This is a genomic window from Allobosea sp. AAP35 (genome assembly GCF_001295925.1).
Taxonomy (GTDB): Bacteria; Pseudomonadota; Alphaproteobacteria; order Rhizobiales; family Beijerinckiaceae; genus Allobosea.
Window position 1 is genome coordinate 16198 of record NZ_LJHQ01000054.1, and the last position, 22341, is coordinate 38538.

A 22341-nucleotide genomic window follows, 5' to 3' on the forward strand; every position below is an offset into this window, starting at 1 on the left:
GTCCGCAATGGGCCAACTGAAGAATCGTCGCATTGCGCACCATCTATGTAACCGGTTTGGTGCCGTGCTCCATTGGCAGCACCAGCGCGTCGGCCGCGACACCATCAAGCTCGTAAATCGGATATGCATCGATAGCGATTTTTAGGGCCTTCGGGCGGGCGGAGAAGTAGCCGTCCGAAACGTCCTTCTTGTGGTTGTGCCCGGTGATCGCGTTGGCGAGGCGCTTTTTGATGCCGGCTTCTTCCGCGCGCGTGACGAAGGTGTGGCGCCAACCGTGGTTGGGGCTGAGGTCCTTATCGAGGGTAACCTGCTCACGGATCCATTCAGCCAGTTCGCTTGCCCGCTGCTCCTGCTGCGAGCGCGTTGATCCCTCCTTCTGCACCTTGTCCCCCACAAACAGGAAGCCTTCTGGCGCCTTCTCACGAAAGGCCAGAAGGCCCTCCTCGATCAATGCGGCGTGCAATGGGATTGTCCGGGCGACATCGGTCTTGGTGGTGGCGAAATGGATGACCCACATGCCGTCCTGGCGCTTGATGTCCTCGCGCTTGAGCCAGCAGACCTCCTGGATACGAGCGCCGGTATAGGCGCAAATCCAGGCCGTCCACCGCCGCGAGGCGGCTGCACGTGGAAAGCGCTTGTTGCTGCTAGCGGCTCGGGCCGCCTTGAGGATTGCGGCGACCTCGTCATCGCGAAAGACCTTTTCCCGCTTTTCCGTCTTGCGATCCTCTTCGAGGCGCACGCTTTTGGCGGGATTGGCTGACAGGACGCGACCGCCAGGAAAAGACGCCGCCCAGCCAAGGACGGACGAGATCGCGACCAGATCATTCTTGTTGATCGTCGCCGCGCTAATCCCGGCTTCCTTCTCACGGGCAAGCGCCCATGCCCAGATGTCGTCTTCGATCATCAAGCCGACGGCTCGTTCTCCCCAAAATGCATGGAGGGAAGAAAGAGACGGTCCGTAACGCCTGAAGGTCGAGGGCGCGCGCTTCTTTTCGTGAACCTTTTTCCAAAGCTCGAAAAGCCGTTCGACGGTGAGTGTCCTCGAGCGTCCTGCAACGTGGCGCGGTGACGGCAACGCATGCCGCGGCGGTGGAGTGTAAGTCGGCAGCGTGGTGCTGACAGGATCACGATAGTCGTTGGCCTTGAGGCGGCGCTCCGCCGTGGCGATGAACTCCTGGCCGAGACGCTCGGCGGCATTCAGGAGCTTTTTTCGTGAGTCTGCATCGATTCGCAGATGGTAGGTCGCCAGCTTCTCGTCGAGCATCTGGCCGAAATAGCCCTCCAGCAGCCGCTCGCGCGAAATCATCGGGTCGCCGTGCTTCAAGCCCCAGGCGAGCATGGCGCGTTCGTCATGCATATCGATGGCGGCCTTGAGCTCGGCCATCTCCTCGCTTGCGCCCTGGCGGCGGTGATGATCGATCGCCTCGGCAAGCTCGCCGCGATAGGCCTCGACTTCGTCGGCCACGCCATCATCGGTGTCGATGTCGCTGACGGCCTCTTTGTATATCTCGCCAGCCAGGGCCAGGGCCTCCACCCGGCTCAGCGACTGGGGCGGTTGGCCAAGGGTCTCGAAGAAGGTCTTGAGCGCCTGAAGCGCCAGGGGAAAGCGCTCCTTGGCGACCTTCGCCTCCTTGGTCCGAAGCGACAGCACGACCTTGGTACCGACGAGCACGGTGTGGTTCTCGCCAGCCACGGGCAGCATCACACGCTGGCCTCTGGCGAGCGCCCGAAGGGCCAGCGGCACCTTCACGTTCAGGTAGTAGGAACCCTGCTTGGTAGCGTAGGGTCGAGGCATTGCAAGAGCCATGGTGTCAAACCGCAGTGTCAAAGCGGATACCATCCAACCCATTGTCAATGCTGATCTCTTTGTCCTGCTGAGGAAAAAGAGTGGTGCCCAGGAGAGGACTCGAACCTCCACGCCCTTGCGAGCGCCAGCACCTGAAGCTGGTGCGTCTACCAATTCCGCCACCTGGGCAACGGCGGTTCGTTTACGGAGCCGGCGTGGTACTGTCAACGCCTTCGGGACGATTTGTTCGAGATCGCTTGTTTTAGTGTCGCGATCACGCCGCGGCGATCGGGGCCGCGGCGTGCGGGACCTCTGGTCAGGCGGCGCGGCGCGTGCTGCCATGCTGCGGATTGGCGCGCACGGCGCTTGCTGCCTCCGGTCCGGTCTTGAAGGCCGCGACAAGGTCGTTGAGCTGGCCAATGCGGGAGGAAAGCGAGCCCGCCGAGGCCGCGCTCTGTTCCGACAGCGCCGCGTTCTGCTGGGTCATCTCGTCGAGATGGGCGACCGCCTGGCTCATCTCATCGATGCCGCTGGCCTGTTCGCCGGAAGCCGCTGAAATCTCGGCGATCGTGGCCGCGACCTTCTGCGAGGCGCTGAGGATCTGAGAGAGCGATTCGCCGGCCTGGCGCACGAGCTTGACGCCCTCGCCGACCTCGCTGTTGGACGACGAAATCAGTGCCGTGATGTCCTTGGCGGCGGCGCTGGAACGCTGCGCGAGCGTGCGCACCTCGGAGGCCACGACCGCGAAGCCCTTGCCGGCATCGCCGGCCCGGGCCGCTTCCACCGCCGCGTTCAAGGCCAGCAGGTTGGTCTGGAAAGCGATGTCGTCGATCACGCGGATGATGTCGGAGATCTTGGTCGAGGCGGTTTCGATCCGGGCCATGGCTTCGACCGCGTGTCCGGCGATGGCACCGCCATCCTTGGCGGCCTCCATCGCTTCGGTGGCAATCGCCGCAGCCTGGCGCGAGGCCTGCGCGGTGGCCTTGACGGAAGCGGCGAGCTCCTCGGTGGTCGCCGCGGTTTCTTCCAGGCTCGACGCCTGCTCCTCGGTGCGCTTCGACAGGTCGTCGGCGCCCATGTTGATCTCACGCGCCGCCAAGCCGACATCGGCGGATGTTACCTGGATGGTGCGGACCGTCGATGACAGCCGGTCCACCGTCTCGTTGATGGCACTTTTGAGCTCGGCGAATTTGCCGCGATAGGCCGAGGCCACCCGAACCGTCAGGTCGCCGCCGGCGACGGCTGAAAGTGCGGTTGCGAATTCCGTCGTGGCCGAATCGACCACTGCATTGATCTCGTTGATTCCGGCGACGAGCTTCTGCATCTGCTCGTCGGCCTGGTCGATCTCCAGCCGTGCCGAGAAATCGCCCGCAGCGGCGGCCGCCACGACTTCCCCGACATCGGAGACGACAGATTCGATCGCCTGGGCCCGGGTCAGGCGGGCCGCGGCAGCCCCGCGCTCCTGCTGCTCCAGCACGCGGATCTTGCCGAGGTCGTCGCGGAAGATCTGCAGCGAGGCCGCCATCAGTCCGATCTCGTCGCGCCGGTCGGCACCATCGACGGGGCTGTCGAGATCGCCTCCCGCGATGCGGCTCATCGTGCCGGTCAATCCCCGCAAGGGCAGGAGGATGCCGCGGCGCGCGACGAACAGGCTCAGGATCAGGCCTCCGAGGATGCCGAGAACCGCGACGACGATCTGCACGAGCAGGAAGCGATCGACGGCGGAAAACGCGGTGTCGCGGGTCGCCTCGATCGTCTTGCCGGAATAGGTGGTATAGGCCTTGACGGCATCGGTGACGGCCTTTTGGCCGTCGAGGCAGGCAGCCAGCGCCGCTTCGACTGCGGAGCGGTCCGCCGCGGAACTGCGCGAGGCCGCCACCATGGCCCGGATTTGCTGGAAATAGCCGTTCAGTTTGGCCCGGACCTCGCCGATCAGGCGCTTCTCTTCGGCATCTGCATGGCTCTCGAGCAGCGGCAGGCGCGCCAGCATTTCGCCCATACGGCGCTCGGATTCGGTTGCGAAATCAGCGTGTTTTTCGGGTTGGCGCGCAAGCTGGTAGGTCATCCGGCTAATCGCGATGATGTCGATGCGCAAATCCATCGCCTCGCGTGCGACGCCGCCGATCTGCTCGACATCGAGCATCGAGCGCTTGAGCTGCGTCAGGCCGGTCCAGCCGACGAACGCGATGATGACCGCGACCGCGCTCATCAAGGCGACGACGCCGGTGAATTTGGTCACGATGGAGGCGTGCTTGAGCATGGGGCGGCCTTGAACTTTCGGAAGGTATCGAGGTCGGATGGACGAAGCGGGCGGCAGACGCGGTGGCATTCCCGCGCTCGAGGCACGGGGCTCTGCTGGCCGTTTCCCGGTTCGCTGGTGGCAGAGCAACGTTGCTCGCCCGATCGAGCCGCCCGGCCCGGATCGGGGTGCAGCTGCTCTCCGGTGTCCTTGTCCAACGAACCACACGATGGATAAGGCATCCGGCTTAACGAAGCTTTGACGATGGCCATCAGGGGCGGGATGGCAACGGGTCGCAGTCAGAACCGGTAAAGCGCTTTCCAGAACGGGGTGAAATGCTTTAGGACCCGTGCGCAACCAGTATGCGCGAGGCAGCCACGATGGCGAATGATCTGCCCCTTCCGAGCCAGCAGCTCGTCACCGTGTTCGGTGGCTCCGGCTTTGTCGGGCGCCATGTCGTGCGGGCCCTGGTCAAGCGCGGCTACCGTGTGCGCGTCGCGGTGCGGCGGCCCGATCTCGCGGGCTTCCTGCAGCCGCTCGGGACGGTCGGGCAGATCCATGCAGTCCAGGCCAATCTGCGTTATCCCGCTTCGGTGACGGCGGCCGTCACGGGAGCGTCCGCTGTCGTCAATCTCGTCGGCATCCTGCAGGAAGGCGGCCGCCAGAGCTTCGCCGGCGTTCAGGCGAGCGGGGCCCGGATCGTGGCCCAGGCCTGTGCCGCAGCAGGGATCACCCGTCTCGTTCAAGTCTCGGCGATCGGCGCCGCCAGCGATTCGGCGTCGCTTTATGCCCGCAGCAAGGCGGAAGGGGAGGCGGCCGTCCAGGCCGCCATGCCAAGCGCGATCGTGCTGCGACCCTCGATCGTCTTCGGGCCGGAAGACGGCTTCTTCAACCGCTTTGCCGCTCTCGCCCGGATGCTTCCGGCCCTGCCGCTGGTCGGCGGCGGCGAGACGAAGTTCCAGCCGGTTTTCGTGGGAGATGTCGCCGAAGCCGTCGCGCGCGCCGTCGAGGGCCGTGTCGGCGAAGGCCTGATCTATGAGATGGGCGGTCCGCAGGTGAAGACCTTCCGCGAACTCGTCAGCTATATCTGCGAGGTCACCGGCCGCAAGCCGCTGCTCGTGCCGCTGCCGTTCCCGCTGGCGCGCATCCAGGCGCGCCTGCTGGAGACGGTCGATCTGTTGTCCCTAGGGCTCCTGCCCGATGTGCTGAAGCTGACCCGCGATCAGGTGACGCTGCTCGAAAGCGACAATGTCGTGTCCGCCGAGGCGGTCGCGCAGGGCCGCAGCTTCGAGGCGCTCGGGATCGAACCGGCCTCGGTGGAGGCCATCGTGCCGTCCTATCTCTGGCGGTTTCGCAAGACCGGCCAGTTCGACACCGCGCGCGCCGGTTGAACCTGCCGCATGTCGACGATGGCGGCCGTGATGCCTGATCTCATCATCTACGATTGCGACGGCACGCTGATCGACACCGAAACGCTCTATGGCGAGGTCAGCCTGGCGGCCTGCCATGCTTTGGGCCTGACGGATTGGTCGATCGACCATTATGTCGACAGCATCGTCGGGATCCCCTGGTCCGATGGCGTCAAGATCATCGAAGCGGCCCATGGCCGGGCGCTGCCGGCCGATTTCGAGCAGAAGATCGAGGATGAGGTCGCGCTGCGACTGGAAACCGAATTGCGGGCCTTGCCGGGCGTGCGCGAGGCGCTCGGTGCCATCGGCGGCCGGCGCTGCGTCGCATCCTCGACCAGCCTCGACCCGCTGCGACGCAACCTCGCCATCACCGGCCTGATCGATCTCTTCGACCCGCATATCTTCTCAGCCTCGCAGGTCGCGCGTGGCAAGCCTCATCCCGATGTCTTCCTGCACGCGGCCTCGGAAATGGGCGCGCAGCCGCAGGATTGCCTGGTGATCGAAGATTCCGTGCCGGGCGTTCGCGCCGCGCGGGCGGCGGGCATGCGCGTCGTCGGCTTCACCGGCGTCTCGCATGACAAGCCGCGCAGCGCGGCCCGGCTCGCGGAGGCCGGCGCGCTGGCGGTGATCGACGATTTCGGCCAATGGCCGGGGCTGGTCGCCGGGCTGAAGGCCTGACGCGAGGCGAAGCGCGCGGCCGCGTCAGAGCATGCTCGGCAGCACCCGGTCCGGCGGCTTGTGGCCATCCATGAACGTCTTGATGTTGACGATCACCTTCTCGCCCATGTCGGCGCGGCCCTCATGCGTGGCCGAACCCATATGCGGCAGCACCACGACGCGGTGGTTGCGCGCGAGCTTGAGCAGGCGTGGATTGACGGCGGGCTCGCTCTCGAAGACGTCGAGCCCGGCACCGGCCAGTTCGCCCGCCTCAAGCATGCGCGAGAGCGCCGATTCATCGACGATCTCGCCGCGCGCCGTGTTCACCAGAATCGCATCGGGCTTCATCAGCTTGAGCCGGCGCGCCGAGAGCAGGTGGTAGGTCGCCGGCGTATGCGGGCAGTTGACCGAGACGATGTCCATCCGCGCCAGCATCTGGTCGAGCGAATCCCAATAGGTCGCGTCGAGCTTCTCCTCGATCCGGGCATCGAGCCGGCGGCGGTTGTGGTAATGGATCGAGAGGCCGAAGGCCGCCGCGCGGCGGGCCACGGCCTGGCCGATTCGGCCCATGCCGACGATGCCGAGCCGCTTGCCACTGATGCGTCGGCCCAGCATCCAGGTCGGTGCCCATCCCGCCCAGTCGTCGTCGGGGATGACGCGGGCCCCCTCGGCGATGCGCCGCGCCACGGCGAGGATCAGCGCGATCGTCATGTCGGCGGTGTCTTCGGTCAGGACGCCCGGCGTATTGGTGACGGTGATGCCGCGCTGCACGGCGCTGGCCACATCGATGTTATCGACGCCATTGCCGAAATTCGCGATCAGCCGGAGCTGGTCGCCGGCCTGGGCGATGACCGCGGCATCGATCCGGTCGGTGATCGTCGGCACCAACACATCGGCGGTCTTGACCGCTTCGATGAGCGCAGCCTGGCTCATCGGCTTGTCGTCGATATTGAGCTGGGCGTCGAACAGTTCGCGCATGCGCGTCTCGACCACGGCAGGCAGCTTACGGGTGACGACGACGAGCGGCTTTTTCTTCGACATAGGCGCCTCCTCCTCCGCGGGCCGTCACGGCCGCCGCCTTTTGGCCTCAACCCCTCATTAACCGCAGGGCGTCAGGAATGAGGATGGCGATGATCGCTCGGCTTTGCCCCGTTTCTCTAAGTGGCGGGACTTCGGATGACAACATGGCCCTTCGCCGGGGGTGCGGACGACTGTCCGATAGCGGAATGGAGATCGGGCGGATGGCAGGCTTGTCGATACGGGGCGTTCCGGCTGGGTTGGCGGTGCTGGCGGTACTGATGGCCGCTTCGGCGGCGCCGGCGCAGGACCTTCAGGCCGGCCCCGTCACCGGCCTGCCTGTGCCGCGCTATGTCAGCCTGAAGACCGACCGGGTCAATCTACGCGAGGGCCCGTCCAAGGAACACCGGACTCGCTGGGTGTACCAGCGCGCCGGCCTGCCGGTGGAGATCGTCGCGGAGTTCGAGACCTGGCGGCGCGTGCGGGATGCCGATGGCTCCGAGGGCTGGGTGCTGCACAGCCTGCTGTCTGGCCGCCGCACAGCGCTCGTCGCGCCCTGGTCTAAGGCGAAGGGGGAGAACTTCTCGCTGCGCAAGGAGGCGGACGAAGGCGCCGCTGTCGTCGCCCGGCTCGAGCCTGGCGTCATCGCCAATGTCGGCTCCTGCGCCGGTGCCTGGTGCAGGATCAGCGTCGGCGACATGCAGGGCTTTCTCCGCCAGGACCGACTCTGGGGCGTCTATCCAAACGAGAAGGTCGACTAGAGCTGCTACCGCGTGATCTCGATCGCGGCTCAGCCGTCGATCTTGCGCAGGCGCACGACCACATCGACGCGAGCGATTTCATAGCCGGCAGGCGGCTCGGGCAGGGCGGCGACGTCAACCGCGTCGGCCGGGATATCGATCACCGTATTCTCGCCATCGACGACGAAATGATGATGCTCGCTGCTGTCGGTGTCGAAGAAGGTCTTTGCGCCGTCGATTGCCAACTCACGGAGCAGCCCGGCCTGGGTGAACTGGTGCAGCGTGTTGTAGATGGTCGCCAGCGAGACCGGGATCTTCTCCTTCATCGCCTCTTCAAACAGCATCTCGGCGCTGATATGCCGGTCGCCGCGGGCAAACAGAACCCAGCCGAGCGAGACGCGCTGCCGCGTCGGGCGCAGGCCAACGCGTCTGAGCCGCTGGCGGATGTCATGGAACGGGCAGCCCTTGCGCGCGGTCGATCCATAGCCCTCGTCTTGGGAAATCAGATCGTTCATCGCCGCCAGCAAAGCCTCTTGTGATATGACATGGTCGGGGCATTGGCGTGCCACGCCGCTACCTTGGAATGGATGTAAGGCCTCGCAGCCATGCTCGCAAGCATCGCCGCGCCCGACACCGCCTTCACCTTCGGTCCGGCGGCCGCACCTTCCACCCTTTCGTTCGGCGGTTGCGGCGTGTTAGGCACGGCGAAAGAAGCGCTGCCCACCGGCGGCTGAATCGGAGCGACATCGGTTATGCAGCGGCAATCGTCTTTCAGCTACGAGGAGATCCTCGCCTGTGGCCGCGGGGAGCTGTTCGGGCCGGGCAATGCGCAACTGCCGCTGCCGCCCATGTTGATGTTCGACCGCATCAGCGAGATCGCCGAAGATGGCGGGCCCAACGGCAAGGGCTTCGTGCGCGCCGAATTCGACATCAAGCCCGATCTCTGGTTCTTCGACTGCCACTTCAAGGGCGATCCGGTGATGCCGGGCTGCCTGGGCCTCGACGCACTCTGGCAGCTCACCGGCTTCTTCCTCGGCTGGCTCGGCCTGCCCGGTCGCGGCCGTGCGCTCGGCGTCGGCGAGGTCAAGTTCGCCGACCAGGTGCTGCCGAGCGTGAAGCAGGTCGTCTATGGCGTCGAGTTCAAGCGGGTCTTCAAGTCCAAGCTCGTGCTCGGCATCGCCGATGGCTGGCTGGAGGCCGATGGCAAGCGGATCTACACTGTCAGCGACATGCGCGTCGGCTTGTTCAAGCCTGAAGCGGCCTGAGGAAAACCGGGGCGCGACCTTGCGCCCACGACCCGCGCGGTCCATCTGCGCGGGTGTTGAAGAGCGCAAGCCGCTGGCCAGGAAGGCACGGCAGCGCGGGACAAAGCCGGAGAAGCGAGCATGAGACGCGTTGTGGTCACGGGGATGGGCATCGTCTCATCCATCGGCAACAACACGCAGGAGGTCCTGTCCTCCCTGCATGAGGCAAAATCCGGCATCTCCTTCATGCCCGATTTCGCCGAGCACGGCTTTCGCAGCCGCGTCGCCGGCGTGCCGACGCTTGATCCCTCGACGGTGCTCGACCGCCGCGCCATGCGTTTCCATGGCGGCGGCTCGGCCTGGAACCAGGTCGCGATGGAACAGGCAATTGCCGATGCCGGGCTTGAGACGGCTGAGATCAGCCATGAGCGCACCGGCATCATCATGGGTTCGGGCGGTCCCTCCACCCGTGCGCTGATCGATGCCTATGACAAGGCGCGCGAGAGCGGCTCGTCCAAGAAGGTCGGCCCGTTTGCTGTGCCCAAGGGCATGTCCTCGACCGCCTCGGCGACGCTCGCCACCTGGTTCAAGATCAAGGGCGTCAATTATTCGATTTCCTCGGCCTGCGCGACTTCGAACCACTGCATCGGCAATGCCTATGAGCTGATCCAATGGGGCAAGCAGGACGTCATCTTCGCCGGCGGTTGCGAGGAGCTGGACTGGACGCTGTCCGTCCTGTTCGACGCCATGGGCGCGATGTCGACCGACTACAACGACACCCCCGCACGGGCTTCGCGTGCCTATGACGCCAACCGCGACGGCTTCGTCATCGCCGGCGGCGCCGGCGTCGTGGTGCTGGAAGAACTCGAGCACGCCAAGGCGCGCGGCGCCAAGATCTATGGCGAGATCGTCGGCTACGGCGCGACCTCGGACGGCTACGACATGGTTGCTCCGTCCGGCGAAGGCGCCGTGCGCTGCATGAAGATGGCGCTGCAGGGCGTCACCGCCAAGGTCGACTACATCAACCCGCATGGCACCTCGACCCCGGTCGGCGACGCCAAGGAGATCGAGGCGATCCGCGAGGTCTTCGGCGCGGGCGACAAGGCGCCGCCGATTTCCGCCACCAAGTCGCTGACGGGCCACTCGCTCGGCGCCACCGGCGTGCAGGAGGCGATTTACTCGCTCTTGATGCTCAACAACGACTTCATCTGCGAAAGCGCCCATATCGACGAACTCGACCCCGCCTTCGCCGACATGCCGATCGTGCGCAAGCGCATCGACAAGGCCGCGCTGGGCTGTGTCCTCTCGAACTCCTTCGGTTTCGGCGGCACCAACGCGACGATCGTGATGAAGAAGCTCGAAGCCTGAGCAGGCAGCCGCGTCTGATGGGCGCCCGCGACTTCCCTCAGGCGAGATCGCCCGCTTCGAGCCCGGATCGCTGCTTGGTCAAAGATGCGGCAGCCGCAGCGAAGAGCAGTTGTAGCGTGACGCGCGGCGTCTAGACGGGTATATGGGCTGTCTAGACGGAGGGGCTCTGATGGCATTTCATATTCGCGATCCGGAGGCTGATCGTGCCGTGCGAGAACTGGCTGCGCGCAAAGGCGTCAGCCTGACCGATGCGGTCAAGCAGGCCGTTCAGAACGAGCTTCTCCAAATGGACCAGACCGTTCCGTTTCTGGAGCGCATACGGGATTTGCAGCAGCGCGTTGCGGCTTATCCCAAAACGGGGCTGAAGGCCGACAAGGCGTTCTACGACGAGCTATCGGGCGACATTTAGAATGTATGTCGATGCCTCGGTCATTGTCGCTGTGCTTCTCGAAGAGGCTGGTTTTGAACGGTTTGGTGAGCCGCTGACAGGCCCTGATCGGCGTTTCACCTCGCCGCTGGCGATCTATGAGGCGACGGTTGCCCTGGTGCGGGTGCGCGGCGTCGCGGTCGATTTGGCCAAGGCGACGGTGCTGGAGTTTCTGGCGCGGGGCGCGATCAGCGTCGTGCCTCATGAAGCTGCGCACGCTGATGGCGCACTGGCGGCATTCGACCGTTTCGGCAAAGGCCGGCACCCGGCTGCGCTGAACATGGGTGATTGCTTCGCCTATGCGGCCGCGCAACTCGCCGGCGCATCGATCCTCTTCAAAGGCAACGACTTCAGCCAGACCGACCTGCCTTCCGCCCTGTCCGCCTCCTGAACAAAGAACCGAACGGTCCCCATGCTCCCCCTGATGCACAACAAGCGCGGCCTCGTCATGGGCGTCGCCAACCAGAACTCGATCGCCTGGGGCATTGCGCGCACGCTGCACGCCCATGGCGCGGAGATGGCCTTCACCTATCAGGGCGAGGCGCTCGGCAAGCGCGTGAAGCCGCTGGCCGAAAGCGTCGGCTCAAAGCTCGTCCTGCCCTGCGACGTCGAGGACATCGCGACCGTCGATGCGACATTCGCCGCAATCGACGAGGCCTGGGGCGGCGATCCCGAGCGCAACACGCTCGACTTCATCGTCCATGCCATCGGCTTCTCCGACAAGAACGAGCTCAAGGGGCTCTATGCCGACACCAGCCGCGAGAACTTCTCGCGCACCATGGTGATCTCCTGTTTCTCCTTCACGGAAGCCGCGAAGCGCGCGGCGCAGCGCATGCCCAAAGGTGGCAGCATGATCACGCTGACCTATGGCGGCTCGACCCGGATCATGCCGAACTACAACGTCATGGGCGTCGCCAAGGCGGCGCTGGAGGCGAGCGTGCGCTATCTCGCGGGCGACTTCGGGCCGCGCGGCATCCGCGTCAACGCGCTCTCGCCGGGACCGGTGCGGACATTGGCCGGCGCCGGCATCTCCGATGCGCGCGCGATGTACTCCTGGCAGCGCGACAACTCGCCCCTGCGCAAATCGGTGTCGCTCGACGAGATCGGCGGCTCGGCGCTGTATTATCTTTCGGATCTGTCGGGTGGCGTCACTGGCGACATCCATCATGTCGATGCCGGCTATCACATCACCTCGATGCCGGTTCTCGATGGCCTGCGCGCCGCCGACGAAGCCGGCGAATAGGGAACCGCGCGACGGGACTGCGGGTTCTTCTTCATTGAACAAGGAGACGCGGCATGGTCACGGTCAGATACGAAATCATCGAGCATGATGGCGGCTGGGCCTACAAGGCTGCCGGCGGCGGCGCGATTTCGGAAACCTTTGCCACCCACGACGCCGCGCTGTCAGCCGCCAACGATGCTGCCGCTCGGCAGACGGTAGCCGGCACGACCGACGGTATCGTCTACCAGGACAAGGATGGCCAGTGGCATGAGGAACTGGCCGATGGCCGGGACCGACCGCAGACCAAGGTCATCGACCAGTCCTGAGCGGGCGGAGGTCCGCTTCAGCGGACCGTGAAGAACGTCAGCAGCACCTTGCCCTCTTCGCCGATCAGGCAAAGGAAGCGCCGCGGCTTGTCCGAGCGGTCGGTGCGCAGATAGGCCTCGCCCATGATGATCCGGGTGATCGGCGTGTCCTCGACCTTGGTCTCCGCCGTGGCGATGGTCGCGCCGTCCTCGTCGATATAGATGTCCTTGATCTCGGGATCGGTGGCCGAGATCGTCTTGAGCGCGGTTGCCTTGCAGGCGGCGACCGACGGAGAGGCTGTCTTTTCGGCGGGCGCGCCAGAGGTCGGGCCGGCGGTTTGAGCAAAGGCAGGGCCGGCGAACAGCGTTGCGATCAGCAGGGCGGTTGGGAGGCGCGTCATGAGGGGCACTCGGATGGCGGGTTCAGCCATAACGCGCGAGATCAGCGCCGGTTCAACGCGGGCCCGCATGGCGACAGAAGCCGCCATGCCGAGCGAAAGCGCTCTCAGAGGCCCAGCTTCTTCTTGCGCTGGCCGAGCGTGCGCAGGCGCAGCGCGTTGAGCTTGATGAAACCGGCCGCGTCGCGGTGGTCATAGGCCACGGCGCCCTCCTCGAAGGTGACGAGATCCTGATCGTAGAGCGAGTAGGGGCTCGAGCGGCCCACCACATGCACGCCGCCCTTGTAGAGCTTGAGCCGGACCTGGCCCGCAACGAACTCCTGGCTCTTGTCGATCAGCGCCTGCAGCATCTCGCGCTCCGGCGAGAACCAGAAGCCGTTATAGATCAGCTCGGCATATTGCGGCATGATCTGGTCCTTGAGATGGGCGGCGTCGCGGTCGAGCGTGATCGATTCGATGGCGCGGTGTGCCACGGCCAGGATCGTGCCGCCGGGGGTCTCGTACATGCCGCGCGACTTCATGCCGACGAAACGGTTCTCTACGAGATCGAGCCGGCCGATGCCATTGTCGCGGCCGAGATCGTTGAGCTTCGCCAGCAGGCTCGCCGGGGACAGCTTGACGCCGTCGATGGCGGTCGCGTCGCCGGTCTCGAAATCAACCGTGATATAGGTCGGCTTGTCGGGAGCGTCCTCGGGCGAGATCGTGCGCGAATAGACGTAGTCGGGCACCTCCTGCGCCGGGTCTTCCAGCACCTTCCCCTCCGAGGAGGCGTGCAGCAGATTGGCGTCGACCGAAAACGGCGCCTCGCCGCGCTTGTCCTTGGCGATCGGGATCTGGTGCTGTTCGGCGAACGCGATGAGCTGCTCGCGCGAGCGCAGATCCCATTCGCGCCAGGGTGCGATCACGACGACGTCGGGCTTCAGTGCATAGGCGGTGAGTTCGAAGCGGACCTGGTCGTTGCCCTTGCCGGTGGCGCCATGCGAGACGGCGTCGGCGCCGAGCTTCTCGGCAATCTCGATTAGCTTCTTGGCGATGAGCGGCCGTGCGATCGAGGTGCCCAGCAGATAGACGCCCTCATAGGCGGCGTTCGCGCGGAACATCGGGAAGACGTAGTCGCGCACGAACTCCTCGCGCAGATCCTCGATGAAGATGTTCTCGGGCTTGATGCCGAGCAGAAGCGCCTTGTCGCGCGCCGGGCCAAGCTCCTCGCCCTGGCCGAGATCGGCGGTGAAGGTGATCACCTCGCAGCCATAGGTGATTTGCAGCCACTTCAAAATGATCGACGTATCCAGGCCGCCGGAATAGGCGAGCACGACCTTGTTCACGGTTTTATCGGTCATTTTTGATCATCTTCCTGCTGCTGCGCATGCCGGCCACGCGGGCCGCTTTTCGAACGCAATGGCGCACTATCCCAGCCCCGTGGACGACGCAATCGGAACCTTCTGATCGGTCATGCGTCGTCGCGTGATGGATTGGTGTTGATGACGCCGGCTCATTGACCTTTGGACACCCTCCCCATCTTGTAGTCGTGTGTCCGGTGACTCAGGCTCTGGATGCGCGAGGTGAAACCTAGACATCCGACTCGGAGGCTGAATGCCGAATCGTCCTGTTCTGGACTTCTGGTATGAGTTCGCATCGCCCTATTCGTTCCTGAGTGCGTTGCGGATCGAACCCCTGGCCGAGGCGGCCGGCGTGACCTTGCGCTGGCGCCCTTTTCTGCTCGGGCCGATTTTCGCAGCCCAGGGCTGGTCGACCTCGCCTTTCGCGCTCTACCCGAACAAGGGTCGCTATATGTGGCGCGATGTCGAGCGCCGCGCCGGCCGAAACGGGCTATCGCTCGTCAAGCCCGAAACATTTCCTCAGAATTCGCTGATCGCAGCCAGGCTGGCCCTGGCCGGGCGCGAGGCCGGGTGGATGCCGGCTTTCTCGAAATCGCTGTTTCAGGCAGCGTTCGGCGAAGGCCGCAACATCGCCGAGGAAGCCGTGCTGAACGCGGCGCTGAAGGCTGCTGGCGCCGACCCTGGTGTCGCCTTCCCGGCGTCGCGCAGCGAAGAGGTCAAGGGTCGGCTGAGGGCGGAGATCGAATACGCTAAGTCGATCGGCATCTTCGGCGGGCCGACCTTCGTCACCGAGGATGGCGAGCTGTTCTGGGGTGACGATCGGCTCGAGGAAGCATTGGACTGGTCCCGCCACGGACGCTGATACTCGGCCCGGGCTCAGGTGTTCGCGCTGCCGTCGCCTCGCGGCCGTGCCCAAGGCCCGCGAGCTGCCGGATCGAGATGAGCGGCCGATTGCTCAACCATGGTTTGGAGATCCTGCCGCTCCGCCAGCCGGGGCGGGTGCGGCGGCATCGCCGGCATTCGCCCACCCGCCGTCTGGACGAGTGCCTGCACGCGCTTCGTCACGGAGGGGTGCGTCGAGAACAGGTCGGCGAAATCGTCCGGGTCGTTCTCGAAGCACATGTCCATGACGCCCGACGGCACGCCCTCGATATCGGCGCGCCCGGCGATCTTGAGCAGGGCCGAGATCATCGCATCGGGGTTCTTGGTCAGCTCCACGGCGCCGGCATCGGCGAGGTACTCGCGCGAGCGCGACAGCGAGAGCCGGATCACGACCGCCAGGAACCAGGCCAGAGCGATCACGGCGAAACCGATCAGGATCGCGATGAAGCTGCCCTTCTTGGCGTCGTCCGACGACACCCGCACCCGGCCGAGATTGCGAAAGATGATCTCGCCAACCAGCGAGATGACGCCGGCGATGACGACCGCGATGATCATCAGCCGCACATCGCCATTGCGGATATGCGTCAGCTCATGGGCAAGCACGGCCTCGACCTCGGCGTCGTTGAGTTGGGCCAGGAGCCCGCTCGTCACCGTCACCGTGAACTGCTTGTCGTTGACGCCGCTGGCGAAGGCGTTGAGCGCCTCGCTCTCGACGATGGCAAGCTTGGGCACGGTGAGGCCGCGCGAGATGCAGAGATTCTCGAGCATGCGGTAGAGCTTGGGATTGTCCTCGCGCGACAGCCCCTGCGCCCCGGAAACGGCGCTGATCAGCCCGACATTGATGCGGAAGCCGATGAAGACCCAGGCGCCGGCAGCCAGCGTGGTGAAGGGCAGCCAGCTCCAGAAAGTGCGGCCGGCCTGAGCGAAGGCGGTCATCCCCCGCGGCACGCCGCCATAGCCGTAGCCCACCAGCAAAAGGCCCCAGGTCGTGACATAGACGAGAACGAACAGCCCCGCGATCAGGAAGCCCGACCTGATCCGGTTGTTGCGCATATGGCTGTAGAGCCCGAAGGCCTGGCCCAGCATCGCCGCCCTCGCTTGTCAGCCGCGCTGTGTCGGTTAGAACTTCACGCTGGGTGCGACCTCGATCTGGGCGCGAGTGGTCTCGCCGACATCGAAGAATTCACGCTGGCTGAAGCCCATCTGCGGCGCGAAGAACACGGCCGGGAAGGCCTGGATCGATGCGTTGAACTCGCTGACGGCATTGTTGAAGAAGCGCCGGGCGGCGGCGAGCTTGTCCTCGACTTGGCCGAGATCGACCTGGAGTTGCTGGAAATTGGCGCTGGCCTTGAGGTCGGGATAGGCCTCGCCCAGTGCCAGGAGCCGGCCGACAGCGCCTGAAAGCTGCTGCTCGGCCGCGGCCTTGTCATGCACGCTGCCGGCGCCCTGCGCGGCGTTGCGCGCCGAAATGACGGCGTCGAGCGTGCTCTTCTCATGCGTGGCATAGCCCTTCACCGTCTCGACCAGATTGGGGATGAGGTCGTGGCGCTGCTTGAGCTGGACATCGATGTCGGCGAAGGCCTGGTTGACCCTCTGCCGCATCGCGACCAGGCCGTTATAGGTCATGATCAGATAGGCGGCGGCGGCAACGATCAGCCCCAAGACAACCCAGCCCATGGCGTGCTCCTCAAGCGCAGGCGAAATCCGGAGCGTAGCCTCGCATGAAAGGGCCGCGGGGGGGAAGCGGAGCCATGGCGGGAGAGCGCCGCATGCGACAGGCCGACCGGCGTGCGACATCCACGCCCCGGGCGGGCATCAGGGCCTGCCGTGGCGCATTTCCTTAACCATTTCAGGGCAGTTTGAGGAGACATAACGGCAGATCTACTGCCGAAGAAATAGGTCGAAAGCTCGTGAAGATACCGTTCTACCGCTCAACGTCAGGCAACGCTGGAGAAGCTGCTGCCATTCGGCGATCCCAGGCGATCATAGAATTCAATCTGGATGGTATCATCCTCGACGCGAACGATAATTTCCTCAATGCCGTAGGGTACTCTCGCGACGAAGTGGTCGGAAAACACCATCGTCTTTTCGTCGAAGAAGCTGATCGTGCTTCGAAAGACTATATCGAATTCTGGGCGCGGCTGAACCGGGGCGAGGCGATCGAGGTCCCGTGCTTGCGCATGGCCAAGGGCGGCCGTCGGATCTGGCTGTTGGCGAATTACACACCAATCCTGAATCGCTCCGGCAAGCCGGTGAAGATCATCAAGTTCGCGTCCGACATCACCGCCCGTCGGGAGGCCATGGCCAATCTGGAAGGCCAGATCGCTGCGATCCGCAAGTCGCAGGCCGTGATCGAGTTCGATCTGACGGGCCATATCCTTGATGCCAACGACAATTTTCTGAGGGCTGTCGGCTACGATCTGGCCGAGATCAAGGGCAGGCATCATAGCATGTTCGTTGATCCGGCCGAGAAGGGCAGCGATGCCTATCGCCGGTTCTGGGAGAAGCTCGGGCGCGGCGAATTCGACGAGGGCCAATATGGTCGCGTTGGTAAGGGAGGGAGGCGCCTCTGGCTGCAGGCGACCTACAACCCAATCTTCGATGCCATCGGCAAACCCTGCAGAATCGTGAAATTCGCCACCGACATCAGCGCCAACAAGCTGGCCCAGGATGCGCTGCGCGCTGCCGTCGCCGATACGCGCGGCGTGGTCGACGCTGCCATGGCGGGCGATTTGACCCAGCGAATCCCTCTGCAGGGCAAGATCGGCGAGATCGGCGAGCTGTGTAGCGGCGTCAATGATTTGGTCGATGCCTTCGCCGAGGTCATTTCGACTGTTTCGACGATATCGAAGCAGATCATCACCGGGGCCGACCGGATCGGCGCTGGCAGCAGCGATCTGGCGCTGCGCACCGAGGAGCAGGCCAGCAGTCTCGAGGAGACCGCTGCCACCACCGAGGAGCTAGCGGCTTCGGTGAAGCGCAGCGCCGAGCGGGCGCGCGAGGCAACCAGCCTCGGCGACACCGCCAACGGCATCGCCAATCGCGGCGGGACGATCGTCGGCGATGCCGTCGTTGCGATGGAACGCATCGAGAAGGCCTCGACCGATATCGCCGAAATCATCACCGTGATCGACAACATCGCCTTCCAGACCAACCTCCTGGCGCTGAATGCTGCGGTGGAAGCGGCGCGCGCCGGCGATGCCGGCAAGGGCTTTGCCGTCGTGGCCTCGGAAGTCCGGGCGCTGGCGCAGCGCTCCAGCGAGGCCGCCAATGACATCAAGACGCTGATCTCGAATTCGACGCAGCAGGTCGCAACCGGCGTCCGCCTCGTCAAGGATGCCGGCACCGCGCTGTCCGAGATCGTCGGCTCCTCGACCAGCGTCGCAGCGGCCCTTGCCGACATCTCCAGCGCGTCGAACGAACAATCGGCGGGAATCGAGGAGGTTGCCCGGGCCGTATCGCATATGGACGACATGACCCAGCGCAACTCCGCAATGGCCGAGCAGAGCGCCGTCGTCGCCCGCGAGTTGCAGCGCGCAACCGGCGAATTGCGGCAGATGGTCGAGAACTTCCGGATCTCCGGCGCGCCGGAGCGCCGGCCGAACACTGTTACGATCGCAATGCCCGAGCCTGTGGCGCCGTCCCCGTCTAAACTCGCCCGCCCGGCACCCCAGGAGCGTCGCGCAGCTGGCGGATCGACCGGCGGCTGGTCGGAGTTTTGATCGGGGATGGCGCCGGTTGAAGCCTGCGGCGCCGCCCCGTCATATCAGTCGTCGCTGTAGCGCTCTTCCCGCCAGGGATCGCCGCGGTCGTGATAGCCGCGCTGTTCCCAGAAACCGGGCTGGTTGACGGCCGTGAACTCGATCCGCTTCAGCCATTTCGCACTCTTCCAGAAATAGAGCTTCGGCAGCACCAGCCGCAGCGGCCCGCCATGCTCGGTCGGGATCGGCCGGCCCTCCCAGGAATGCGCAAGGATCGCGTCCTCGCTGGCAAAATCCTCCAGCGTCAGATTGGTGGTGTAGCCGTCATGGGAATGAAGCACGACAAAGCCGGCATCCGGCTTGGGGTGCGCCAGATCGAGCAGGGTTCGTGTCGAGACGCCTTCCCAGTGGTTGTCATAGCGCGACCACGTCGTGACGCAGTGGATGTCGGAGACGTCCTGCGTCTGCTCTTGCGCCATGACATCCGCCCAGCGCCAGTGCAGCCGGTTCTCGACGGCGCCGTCCACGTCGAGCGTCCAGCTTTCCAGTGCAATCTTCGGCTGCAGGCCGAGATCGAGCACCGGCCAGTCCTTGACCAGATGCTGCCCCGGCGGCAGCCGCTCATTGTCTGACCGGGACATCCGCCCGGTCAGGAACTTGCCGGCCCGCGCCCAGGACTGCTTGGTGCGGGTGAGCTTGGTGTCCGAGGGGGTGGCGGGATCGTCAGTCATGCATGGCTCATGTATATACCAGTGTTGACGGGGTGTTTCCTGCCGTTCATATTCCAGCAAAGCATGAGCGCTTGGAAGGAGGAAGCCGATGGCCACGACCCGCGTCTTCAAATCCGGCAACAGCCAGGCTGTGCGCATCCCGGCAGAACTCGCCTATGACGATATGAGCAAAGATCTGACGATCACGCGCAGTGGCGACGTGATCATGATCTACCCGGCTCGCGCGAGCATGAAAGACACCGTTGCGAAGCTGCGTGCGATGCCAAAGCCGTCGACTATCGAGGTCTACGAGCCCACTGAATTTCCCGATCGCGATCGGTACTGACGATGTCGTTCATGATCGACACGAACATTGCGATTCACGCTCGTGACGGTCATGACGTCATTCTCGGAAAACTGGCTGAGCATGGCGGATCGATCATGCTGTCTGCTCTCAGTCTTGCGGAATTGCAGCGCGGTATTCGGCTGCCGACACGGGATATGCTGTCACGTCGCGCACGTCTCGAGCTTCTGCTGGAAAGCCTGCCCGTGGTCTCGTTCGACGGCGCCGCCGCAGTCGCTTATGGCGACATTCTCGCCTTGAGAGAATGGGTCAAGGCGCGCGACTTTGATCGCATGATCGCTGGGCACGCGATCAGCCTGGGCGCCACGCTCGTCACCAACAATGAGCGTGACTTCCGCGATGTCCCGGGGCTCAAGGTCGAGAACTGGCTGGCGGACAGCTGAGGCGCCGGCCTTCGCCCTTGCCCTTGGGCCCCGTTTCCACTACATCGCGCCTGTCCGTGATGGCCGTGATCGATCATGAGCCGGGGGCAGCTTTCGGGCTGGCTCCCGTTTCGCGTTTGGAACTGGATCATGCGGATGCGGATGTGAAACCGGCGGCCTAGCGCCGTCCCTTGTCCCGGCGCAGCGATTGCGCGGGGCGGTGGACCAGTCTCTGATGAGGCGCCGACGGGAGCATCCGGCCTGCAGCACCAACCCAATCGGGCGCTTGCCGGACATCCGCGGGATACGCGGCCGGCGTCAGGAGAATGCATGTCAGCCGTAGAAAGCTATTCGGGCCGCGAGGATTTCGCCGCCCTTCTCGAGGAATCCTTCGGTCAGAACGAAGCCCTCGAAGGTTCCGTCATCAAGGGCATCGTCGTCGCCATCGAAAAAGACATGGCGATCATCGATGTCGGCCTGAAGACGGAAGGGCGCGTCGCGCTCAAGGAATTCAACGGCCCCGGCCGTGACCAGGACATCAAGGTCGGCGACGAGGTCGAGGTCTATCTGGACCGGATCGAGAACGCGCTCGGCGAAGCTGTCATCTCGCGCGACAAGGCTCGCCGCGAGGAGAGTTGGGTCAAGCTCGAGAAGGCCTTCGAGGCTCGCGAGAAGGTTTCCGGCGTCATCTTCAACACCGTCAAGGGCGGCTACACCGTCGATCTCGACGGCGCCGTGGCCTTCCTGCCGCGTTCGCAGGTCGACATCCGTCCGATCCGCGACGTCGGCCCGCTGATGGGCCAGCCGCAGCCCTTCGAGATCCTGAAGATGGATCGCCGCCGCGGCAACATCGTCGTGTCGCGCCGCACCGTCCTAGAAGAGACCCGCGCCGAGGCTCGTTCCGAGCTCGTGGCTTCGCTCGAAGAGGGCCAGGTCATCGACGGCGTCGTCAAGAACATCACCGAATACGGTGCGTTCGTGGATCTCGGCGGCATTGACGGCCTGCTCCATGTCACCGACATGGCTTGGCGTCGCGTCAACCATCCGTCCGAGGTCGTGACCATCGGCCAGACGGTCAAGGTCAAGATCATCAAGATCAACCAGGACACGCACCGCATCTCGCTCGGCATCAAGCAACTGCTTGCCGATCCGTGGGATGGCATTGCGGCGCGCTACCCGGTCGGCGCGCGCCTCAAGGGTCGCGTCACCAACATCACGGACTACGGCGCCTTCGTCGAAGTGGAGCCGGGCATCGAGGGCCTCATCCACGTCTCCGAGATGTCCTGGACCAAGAAGAACGTCCACCCCGGCAAGATCGTCTCGACCTCTCAGGAAGTCGACGTCGCGATCCTCGAGGTCGATCAGGTCAAGCGCCGCATTTCGCTGGGTCTCAAGCAGACCCTGCGCAACCCGTGGGAAGTCTTCGCGGAGACGCACCCGGCCGGTTCGACGGTCGAGGGCGAAGTCAAGAACAAGACCGAGTTCGGCCTGTTCCTGGGTCTCGAAGGCGATATCGACGGCATGATCCATCTCTCCGATCTCGACTGGAACCGTCCGGGCGAGCAGGTCATCGAGGAATACAAGAAGGGCGACATGCTCCAGGCTGTCGTTCTCGATGTGGACGTCGAGAAGGAGCGCATCTCGCTCGGCCTCAAGCAGCTTGGCGGCGATCCCTTCGTGGATGCCGGCGAGTTCAAGAAGGGCCAGGTCGTCACCTGTGAGGTGATCGAGGTCAAGGAAGCCGGTCTCGACGTCAAGATTGTCGGCACCGACATGACCACCTTCATCAAGCGCGCCGAAATCGCGCGTGAGCGGTCCGAGCAGCGCCCCGAGCGCTTCGCGGCCGGCGAAAAGGTCGACGCTCGCGTCATCCTGTTCGACAAGAAGGCCCGCAAGATCCAGGTCTCGATCAAGGCTCTGGAAATGGCTGAAGAGAAGGAAGCGATGGCGCAGTTCGGCTCCGCCGATTCCGGCGCTTCGCTGGGTGACATCCTCGGCGCCGCCCTCAAGAAGGCGACGACCACCGACAAGAAGTGATCGTTCGGCCGCACCAGCGGCCGGATGTCTCGACCAGCCCGCGCGGAGAAATCCGCGCGGGCTTTTGTTTCGGCTGATTCCCTCAGCCCTCATCCTGAGGAGCCGCGAAGCGGCGTCTCGAAGGATGCTCCAG

At 64.6% G+C, this 22341-nt stretch carries 25 protein-coding genes and 1 tRNA gene; 15 read left to right on the forward strand and 11 right to left on the reverse strand.

The window, feature by feature from the left end:
• Positions 1–43: 43 nt before the first annotated feature.
• From IP69_RS17280 to IP69_RS17290, 3 genes are all read right to left on the reverse strand, one after another.
• Entirely contained in the window at positions 44–1828 is a 1785-nt protein-coding gene (locus IP69_RS17280; protein WP_197279933.1) for a tyrosine-type recombinase/integrase, read from the reverse strand.
• A 60-nt stretch (positions 1829–1888) separates the two neighbouring features.
• Positions 1889–1975, reverse strand: a tRNA-Leu gene (locus IP69_RS17285).
• A gap of 127 nt (positions 1976–2102) precedes the next feature.
• On the reverse strand, positions 2103–4046 hold the full coding sequence (locus IP69_RS17290; RefSeq protein WP_054144081.1) for a methyl-accepting chemotaxis protein: 1944 nt from the start codon (positions 4044–4046) through the stop codon (positions 2103–2105).
• A gap of 359 nt (positions 4047–4405) precedes the next feature.
• On the opposite strand from IP69_RS17290, the gene IP69_RS17295 reads away from it, so the two are divergent.
• Positions 4406–5416: a complex I NDUFA9 subunit family protein gene (locus IP69_RS17295; protein WP_054144103.1), complete on the forward strand. Its 1011-nt coding sequence runs from the start codon at positions 4406–4408 to the stop codon at positions 5414–5416.
• 30 nt (positions 5417–5446) lie between these two features.
• Positions 5447–6112: an HAD family hydrolase gene (locus IP69_RS17300; RefSeq protein ID WP_248306875.1), complete on the forward strand. Its 666-nt coding sequence runs from the start codon at positions 5447–5449 to the stop codon at positions 6110–6112.
• A gap of 24 nt (positions 6113–6136) precedes the next feature.
• On the opposite strand, the gene IP69_RS17305 is transcribed toward IP69_RS17300, so the two are convergent.
• Positions 6137–7132: a D-glycerate dehydrogenase gene (locus IP69_RS17305; RefSeq protein ID WP_054144083.1), complete on the reverse strand. Its 996-nt coding sequence runs from the start codon at positions 7130–7132 to the stop codon at positions 6137–6139.
• A 257-nt stretch (positions 7133–7389) separates the two neighbouring features.
• On the opposite strand from IP69_RS17305, the gene IP69_RS17310 reads away from it, so the two are divergent.
• A complete protein-coding gene (locus IP69_RS17310) occupies positions 7390–7869 on the forward strand; it encodes an SH3 domain-containing protein (protein ID WP_248306876.1) in 480 nt (159 codons plus the stop codon).
• Between the two features lie 29 nt (positions 7870–7898).
• Here IP69_RS17310 and irr read toward each other — a convergent pair whose 3' ends face one another.
• Positions 7899–8363, reverse strand: a complete 465-nt coding sequence (irr, locus tag IP69_RS17315) for a Fur family transcriptional regulator Irr (protein WP_054144104.1) — start codon at positions 8361–8363, stop codon at positions 7899–7901.
• A gap of 90 nt (positions 8364–8453) precedes the next feature.
• On the opposite strand from irr, the gene IP69_RS22535 reads away from it, so the two are divergent.
• The 7 genes from IP69_RS22535 to IP69_RS17345 all read left to right on the forward strand — a co-directional run bounded on the left by IP69_RS22535 (position 8454) and on the right by IP69_RS17345 (position 12435).
• Positions 8454–8582, forward strand: a complete 129-nt coding sequence (locus IP69_RS22535) for a hypothetical protein (protein WP_282568247.1) — start codon at positions 8454–8456, stop codon at positions 8580–8582.
• An 18-nt stretch (positions 8583–8600) separates the two neighbouring features.
• Positions 8601–9113: a 3-hydroxyacyl-[acyl-carrier-protein] dehydratase FabA gene (fabA, locus tag IP69_RS17320; RefSeq protein WP_054144085.1), complete on the forward strand. Its 513-nt coding sequence runs from the start codon at positions 8601–8603 to the stop codon at positions 9111–9113.
• Between the two features lie 120 nt (positions 9114–9233).
• Positions 9234–10460 (forward strand): beta-ketoacyl-ACP synthase I, encoded by a 1227-nt coding sequence (fabB, locus tag IP69_RS17325; RefSeq protein ID WP_054144086.1) that lies wholly within the window; start codon positions 9234–9236, stop codon positions 10458–10460.
• Between the two features lie 169 nt (positions 10461–10629).
• Positions 10630–10869, forward strand: a complete 240-nt coding sequence (locus IP69_RS17330; protein ID WP_054144087.1) for a type II toxin-antitoxin system VapB family antitoxin — start codon at positions 10630–10632, stop codon at positions 10867–10869.
• A gap of 1 nt (position 10870) precedes the next feature.
• Positions 10871–11278, forward strand: coding sequence for a type II toxin-antitoxin system VapC family toxin (locus tag IP69_RS17335; RefSeq protein WP_054144088.1), 408 nt, complete (start codon positions 10871–10873; stop codon positions 11276–11278).
• Positions 11279–11299: 21 nt separating this feature from the next.
• Complete coding sequence (fabI, locus tag IP69_RS17340; RefSeq protein WP_054144089.1) at positions 11300–12130, forward strand: enoyl-ACP reductase FabI; 831 nt, start codon at positions 11300–11302, stop codon at positions 12128–12130.
• 53 nt (positions 12131–12183) lie between these two features.
• Positions 12184–12435: a DUF2188 domain-containing protein gene (locus tag IP69_RS17345; RefSeq protein ID WP_054144090.1), complete on the forward strand. Its 252-nt coding sequence runs from the start codon at positions 12184–12186 to the stop codon at positions 12433–12435.
• A gap of 17 nt (positions 12436–12452) precedes the next feature.
• Here IP69_RS17345 and IP69_RS17350 read toward each other — a convergent pair whose 3' ends face one another.
• Both IP69_RS17350 and IP69_RS17355 read right to left on the reverse strand, forming a co-directional pair.
• Complete coding sequence (locus tag IP69_RS17350; protein ID WP_156323519.1) at positions 12453–12815, reverse strand: hypothetical protein; 363 nt, start codon at positions 12813–12815, stop codon at positions 12453–12455.
• Between the two features lie 104 nt (positions 12816–12919).
• Entirely contained in the window at positions 12920–14152 is a 1233-nt protein-coding gene (locus tag IP69_RS17355; protein ID WP_054144092.1) for an argininosuccinate synthase, read from the reverse strand.
• Positions 14153–14405: 253 nt separating this feature from the next.
• Between IP69_RS17355 and IP69_RS17360 the strand changes: the two genes are divergently transcribed.
• Positions 14406–15014, forward strand: a complete 609-nt coding sequence (locus IP69_RS17360) for a 2-hydroxychromene-2-carboxylate isomerase (RefSeq protein ID WP_054144093.1) — start codon at positions 14406–14408, stop codon at positions 15012–15014.
• A gap of 14 nt (positions 15015–15028) precedes the next feature.
• On the opposite strand, the gene IP69_RS17365 is transcribed toward IP69_RS17360, so the two are convergent.
• The 3 genes from IP69_RS17365 to IP69_RS22425 form a co-directional block, all read right to left on the reverse strand.
• A complete protein-coding gene (locus IP69_RS17365) occupies positions 15029–16120 on the reverse strand; it encodes a M48 family metallopeptidase (protein ID WP_054144094.1) in 1092 nt (363 codons plus the stop codon).
• Positions 16121–16153: 33 nt separating this feature from the next.
• Positions 16154–16711: a LemA family protein gene (locus tag IP69_RS17370; protein ID WP_054144095.1), complete on the reverse strand. Its 558-nt coding sequence runs from the start codon at positions 16709–16711 to the stop codon at positions 16154–16156.
• 260 nt (positions 16712–16971) lie between these two features.
• Entirely contained in the window at positions 16972–17481 is a 510-nt protein-coding gene (locus tag IP69_RS22425; RefSeq protein ID WP_248306878.1) for a hypothetical protein, read from the reverse strand.
• Here IP69_RS22425 and IP69_RS17375 point away from each other — a divergent pair.
• Positions 17383–18756 (forward strand): PAS domain-containing methyl-accepting chemotaxis protein, encoded by a 1374-nt coding sequence (locus tag IP69_RS17375; RefSeq protein ID WP_248306877.1) that lies wholly within the window; start codon positions 17383–17385, stop codon positions 18754–18756. The two genes, IP69_RS22425 and IP69_RS17375, sit on opposite strands and share 99 nt — an antisense overlap.
• Before the next feature lie 44 nt (positions 18757–18800).
• Here the strand turns inward: IP69_RS17375 and IP69_RS17380 are convergent, their stop codons facing one another.
• Entirely contained in the window at positions 18801–19466 is a 666-nt protein-coding gene (locus IP69_RS17380) for a sulfite oxidase-like oxidoreductase (RefSeq protein ID WP_054144097.1), read from the reverse strand.
• Positions 19467–19554: 88 nt separating this feature from the next.
• Between IP69_RS17380 and IP69_RS17385 the strand changes: the two genes are divergently transcribed.
• The 3 genes from IP69_RS17385 (at position 19555) to rpsA (ending at position 22208) form a co-directional block, all read left to right on the forward strand.
• Positions 19555–19791, forward strand: a complete 237-nt coding sequence (locus IP69_RS17385) for an AbrB/MazE/SpoVT family DNA-binding domain-containing protein (protein WP_054144098.1) — start codon at positions 19555–19557, stop codon at positions 19789–19791.
• Positions 19792–19802: 11 nt separating this feature from the next.
• On the forward strand, positions 19803–20192 hold the full coding sequence (locus tag IP69_RS17390; RefSeq protein ID WP_197279936.1) for a type II toxin-antitoxin system VapC family toxin: 390 nt from the start codon (positions 19803–19805) through the stop codon (positions 20190–20192).
• Between the two features lie 309 nt (positions 20193–20501).
• Positions 20502–22208, forward strand: a complete 1707-nt coding sequence (gene rpsA, locus IP69_RS17395; protein WP_054144100.1) for a 30S ribosomal protein S1 — start codon at positions 20502–20504, stop codon at positions 22206–22208.
• Positions 22209–22341 lie beyond the last annotated feature (133 nt).

What these genes read in the sequence shown, in the direction of transcription:
- IP69_RS17295 (WP_054144103.1), top strand. Translation starts at nt 4,406, where the DNA reads ATGGCGAATGATCTGCCCCTTCCGAGCCAGCAGCTCGTCACCGTGTTC.
- fabB (WP_054144086.1), top strand. Translation starts at nt 9,234, where the DNA reads ATGAGACGCGTTGTGGTCACGGGGATGGGCATCGTCTCATCCATCGGC.
- fabI (WP_054144089.1), top strand. Translation starts at nt 11,300, where the DNA reads ATGCTCCCCCTGATGCACAACAAGCGCGGCCTCGTCATGGGCGTCGCC.
- IP69_RS17300 (WP_248306875.1), top strand. Translation starts at nt 5,447, where the DNA reads ATGCCTGATCTCATCATCTACGATTGCGACGGCACGCTGATCGACACC.
- IP69_RS17305 (WP_054144083.1), bottom strand. Translation starts at nt 7,132, where the DNA reads ATGTCGAAGAAAAAGCCGCTCGTCGTCGTCACCCGTAAGCTGCCTGCC.
- IP69_RS22535 (WP_282568247.1), top strand. Translation starts at nt 8,454, where the DNA reads ATGCTCGCAAGCATCGCCGCGCCCGACACCGCCTTCACCTTCGGTCCG.
- IP69_RS17390 (WP_197279936.1), top strand. Translation starts at nt 19,803, where the DNA reads ATGATCGACACGAACATTGCGATTCACGCTCGTGACGGTCATGACGTC.
- IP69_RS17355 (WP_054144092.1), bottom strand. Translation starts at nt 14,152, where the DNA reads ATGACCGATAAAACCGTGAACAAGGTCGTGCTCGCCTATTCCGGCGGC.
- irr (WP_054144104.1), bottom strand. Translation starts at nt 8,363, where the DNA reads ATGAACGATCTGATTTCCCAAGACGAGGGCTATGGATCGACCGCGCGC.
- IP69_RS17290 (WP_054144081.1), bottom strand. Translation starts at nt 4,046, where the DNA reads ATGCTCAAGCACGCCTCCATCGTGACCAAATTCACCGGCGTCGTCGCC.
- IP69_RS17345 (WP_054144090.1), top strand. Translation starts at nt 12,184, where the DNA reads ATGGTCACGGTCAGATACGAAATCATCGAGCATGATGGCGGCTGGGCC.
- rpsA (WP_054144100.1), top strand. Translation starts at nt 20,502, where the DNA reads ATGTCAGCCGTAGAAAGCTATTCGGGCCGCGAGGATTTCGCCGCCCTT.
- IP69_RS17330 (WP_054144087.1), top strand. Translation starts at nt 10,630, where the DNA reads ATGGCATTTCATATTCGCGATCCGGAGGCTGATCGTGCCGTGCGAGAA.
- IP69_RS17310 (WP_248306876.1), top strand. Translation starts at nt 7,390, where the DNA reads ATGGCCGCTTCGGCGGCGCCGGCGCAGGACCTTCAGGCCGGCCCCGTC.
- IP69_RS17335 (WP_054144088.1), top strand. Translation starts at nt 10,871, where the DNA reads ATGTATGTCGATGCCTCGGTCATTGTCGCTGTGCTTCTCGAAGAGGCT.
- IP69_RS17365 (WP_054144094.1), bottom strand. Translation starts at nt 16,120, where the DNA reads ATGCTGGGCCAGGCCTTCGGGCTCTACAGCCATATGCGCAACAACCGG.
- IP69_RS17370 (WP_054144095.1), bottom strand. Translation starts at nt 16,711, where the DNA reads ATGGGCTGGGTTGTCTTGGGGCTGATCGTTGCCGCCGCCGCCTATCTG.
- IP69_RS17385 (WP_054144098.1), top strand. Translation starts at nt 19,555, where the DNA reads ATGGCCACGACCCGCGTCTTCAAATCCGGCAACAGCCAGGCTGTGCGC.
- IP69_RS17350 (WP_156323519.1), bottom strand. Translation starts at nt 12,815, where the DNA reads ATGACGCGCCTCCCAACCGCCCTGCTGATCGCAACGCTGTTCGCCGGC.
- IP69_RS22425 (WP_248306878.1), bottom strand. Translation starts at nt 17,481, where the DNA reads ATGATGCCTGCCCTTGATCTCGGCCAGATCGTAGCCGACAGCCCTCAG.
- IP69_RS17360 (WP_054144093.1), top strand. Translation starts at nt 14,406, where the DNA reads ATGCCGAATCGTCCTGTTCTGGACTTCTGGTATGAGTTCGCATCGCCC.
- IP69_RS17380 (WP_054144097.1), bottom strand. Translation starts at nt 19,466, where the DNA reads ATGACTGACGATCCCGCCACCCCCTCGGACACCAAGCTCACCCGCACC.
- fabA (WP_054144085.1), top strand. Translation starts at nt 8,601, where the DNA reads ATGCAGCGGCAATCGTCTTTCAGCTACGAGGAGATCCTCGCCTGTGGC.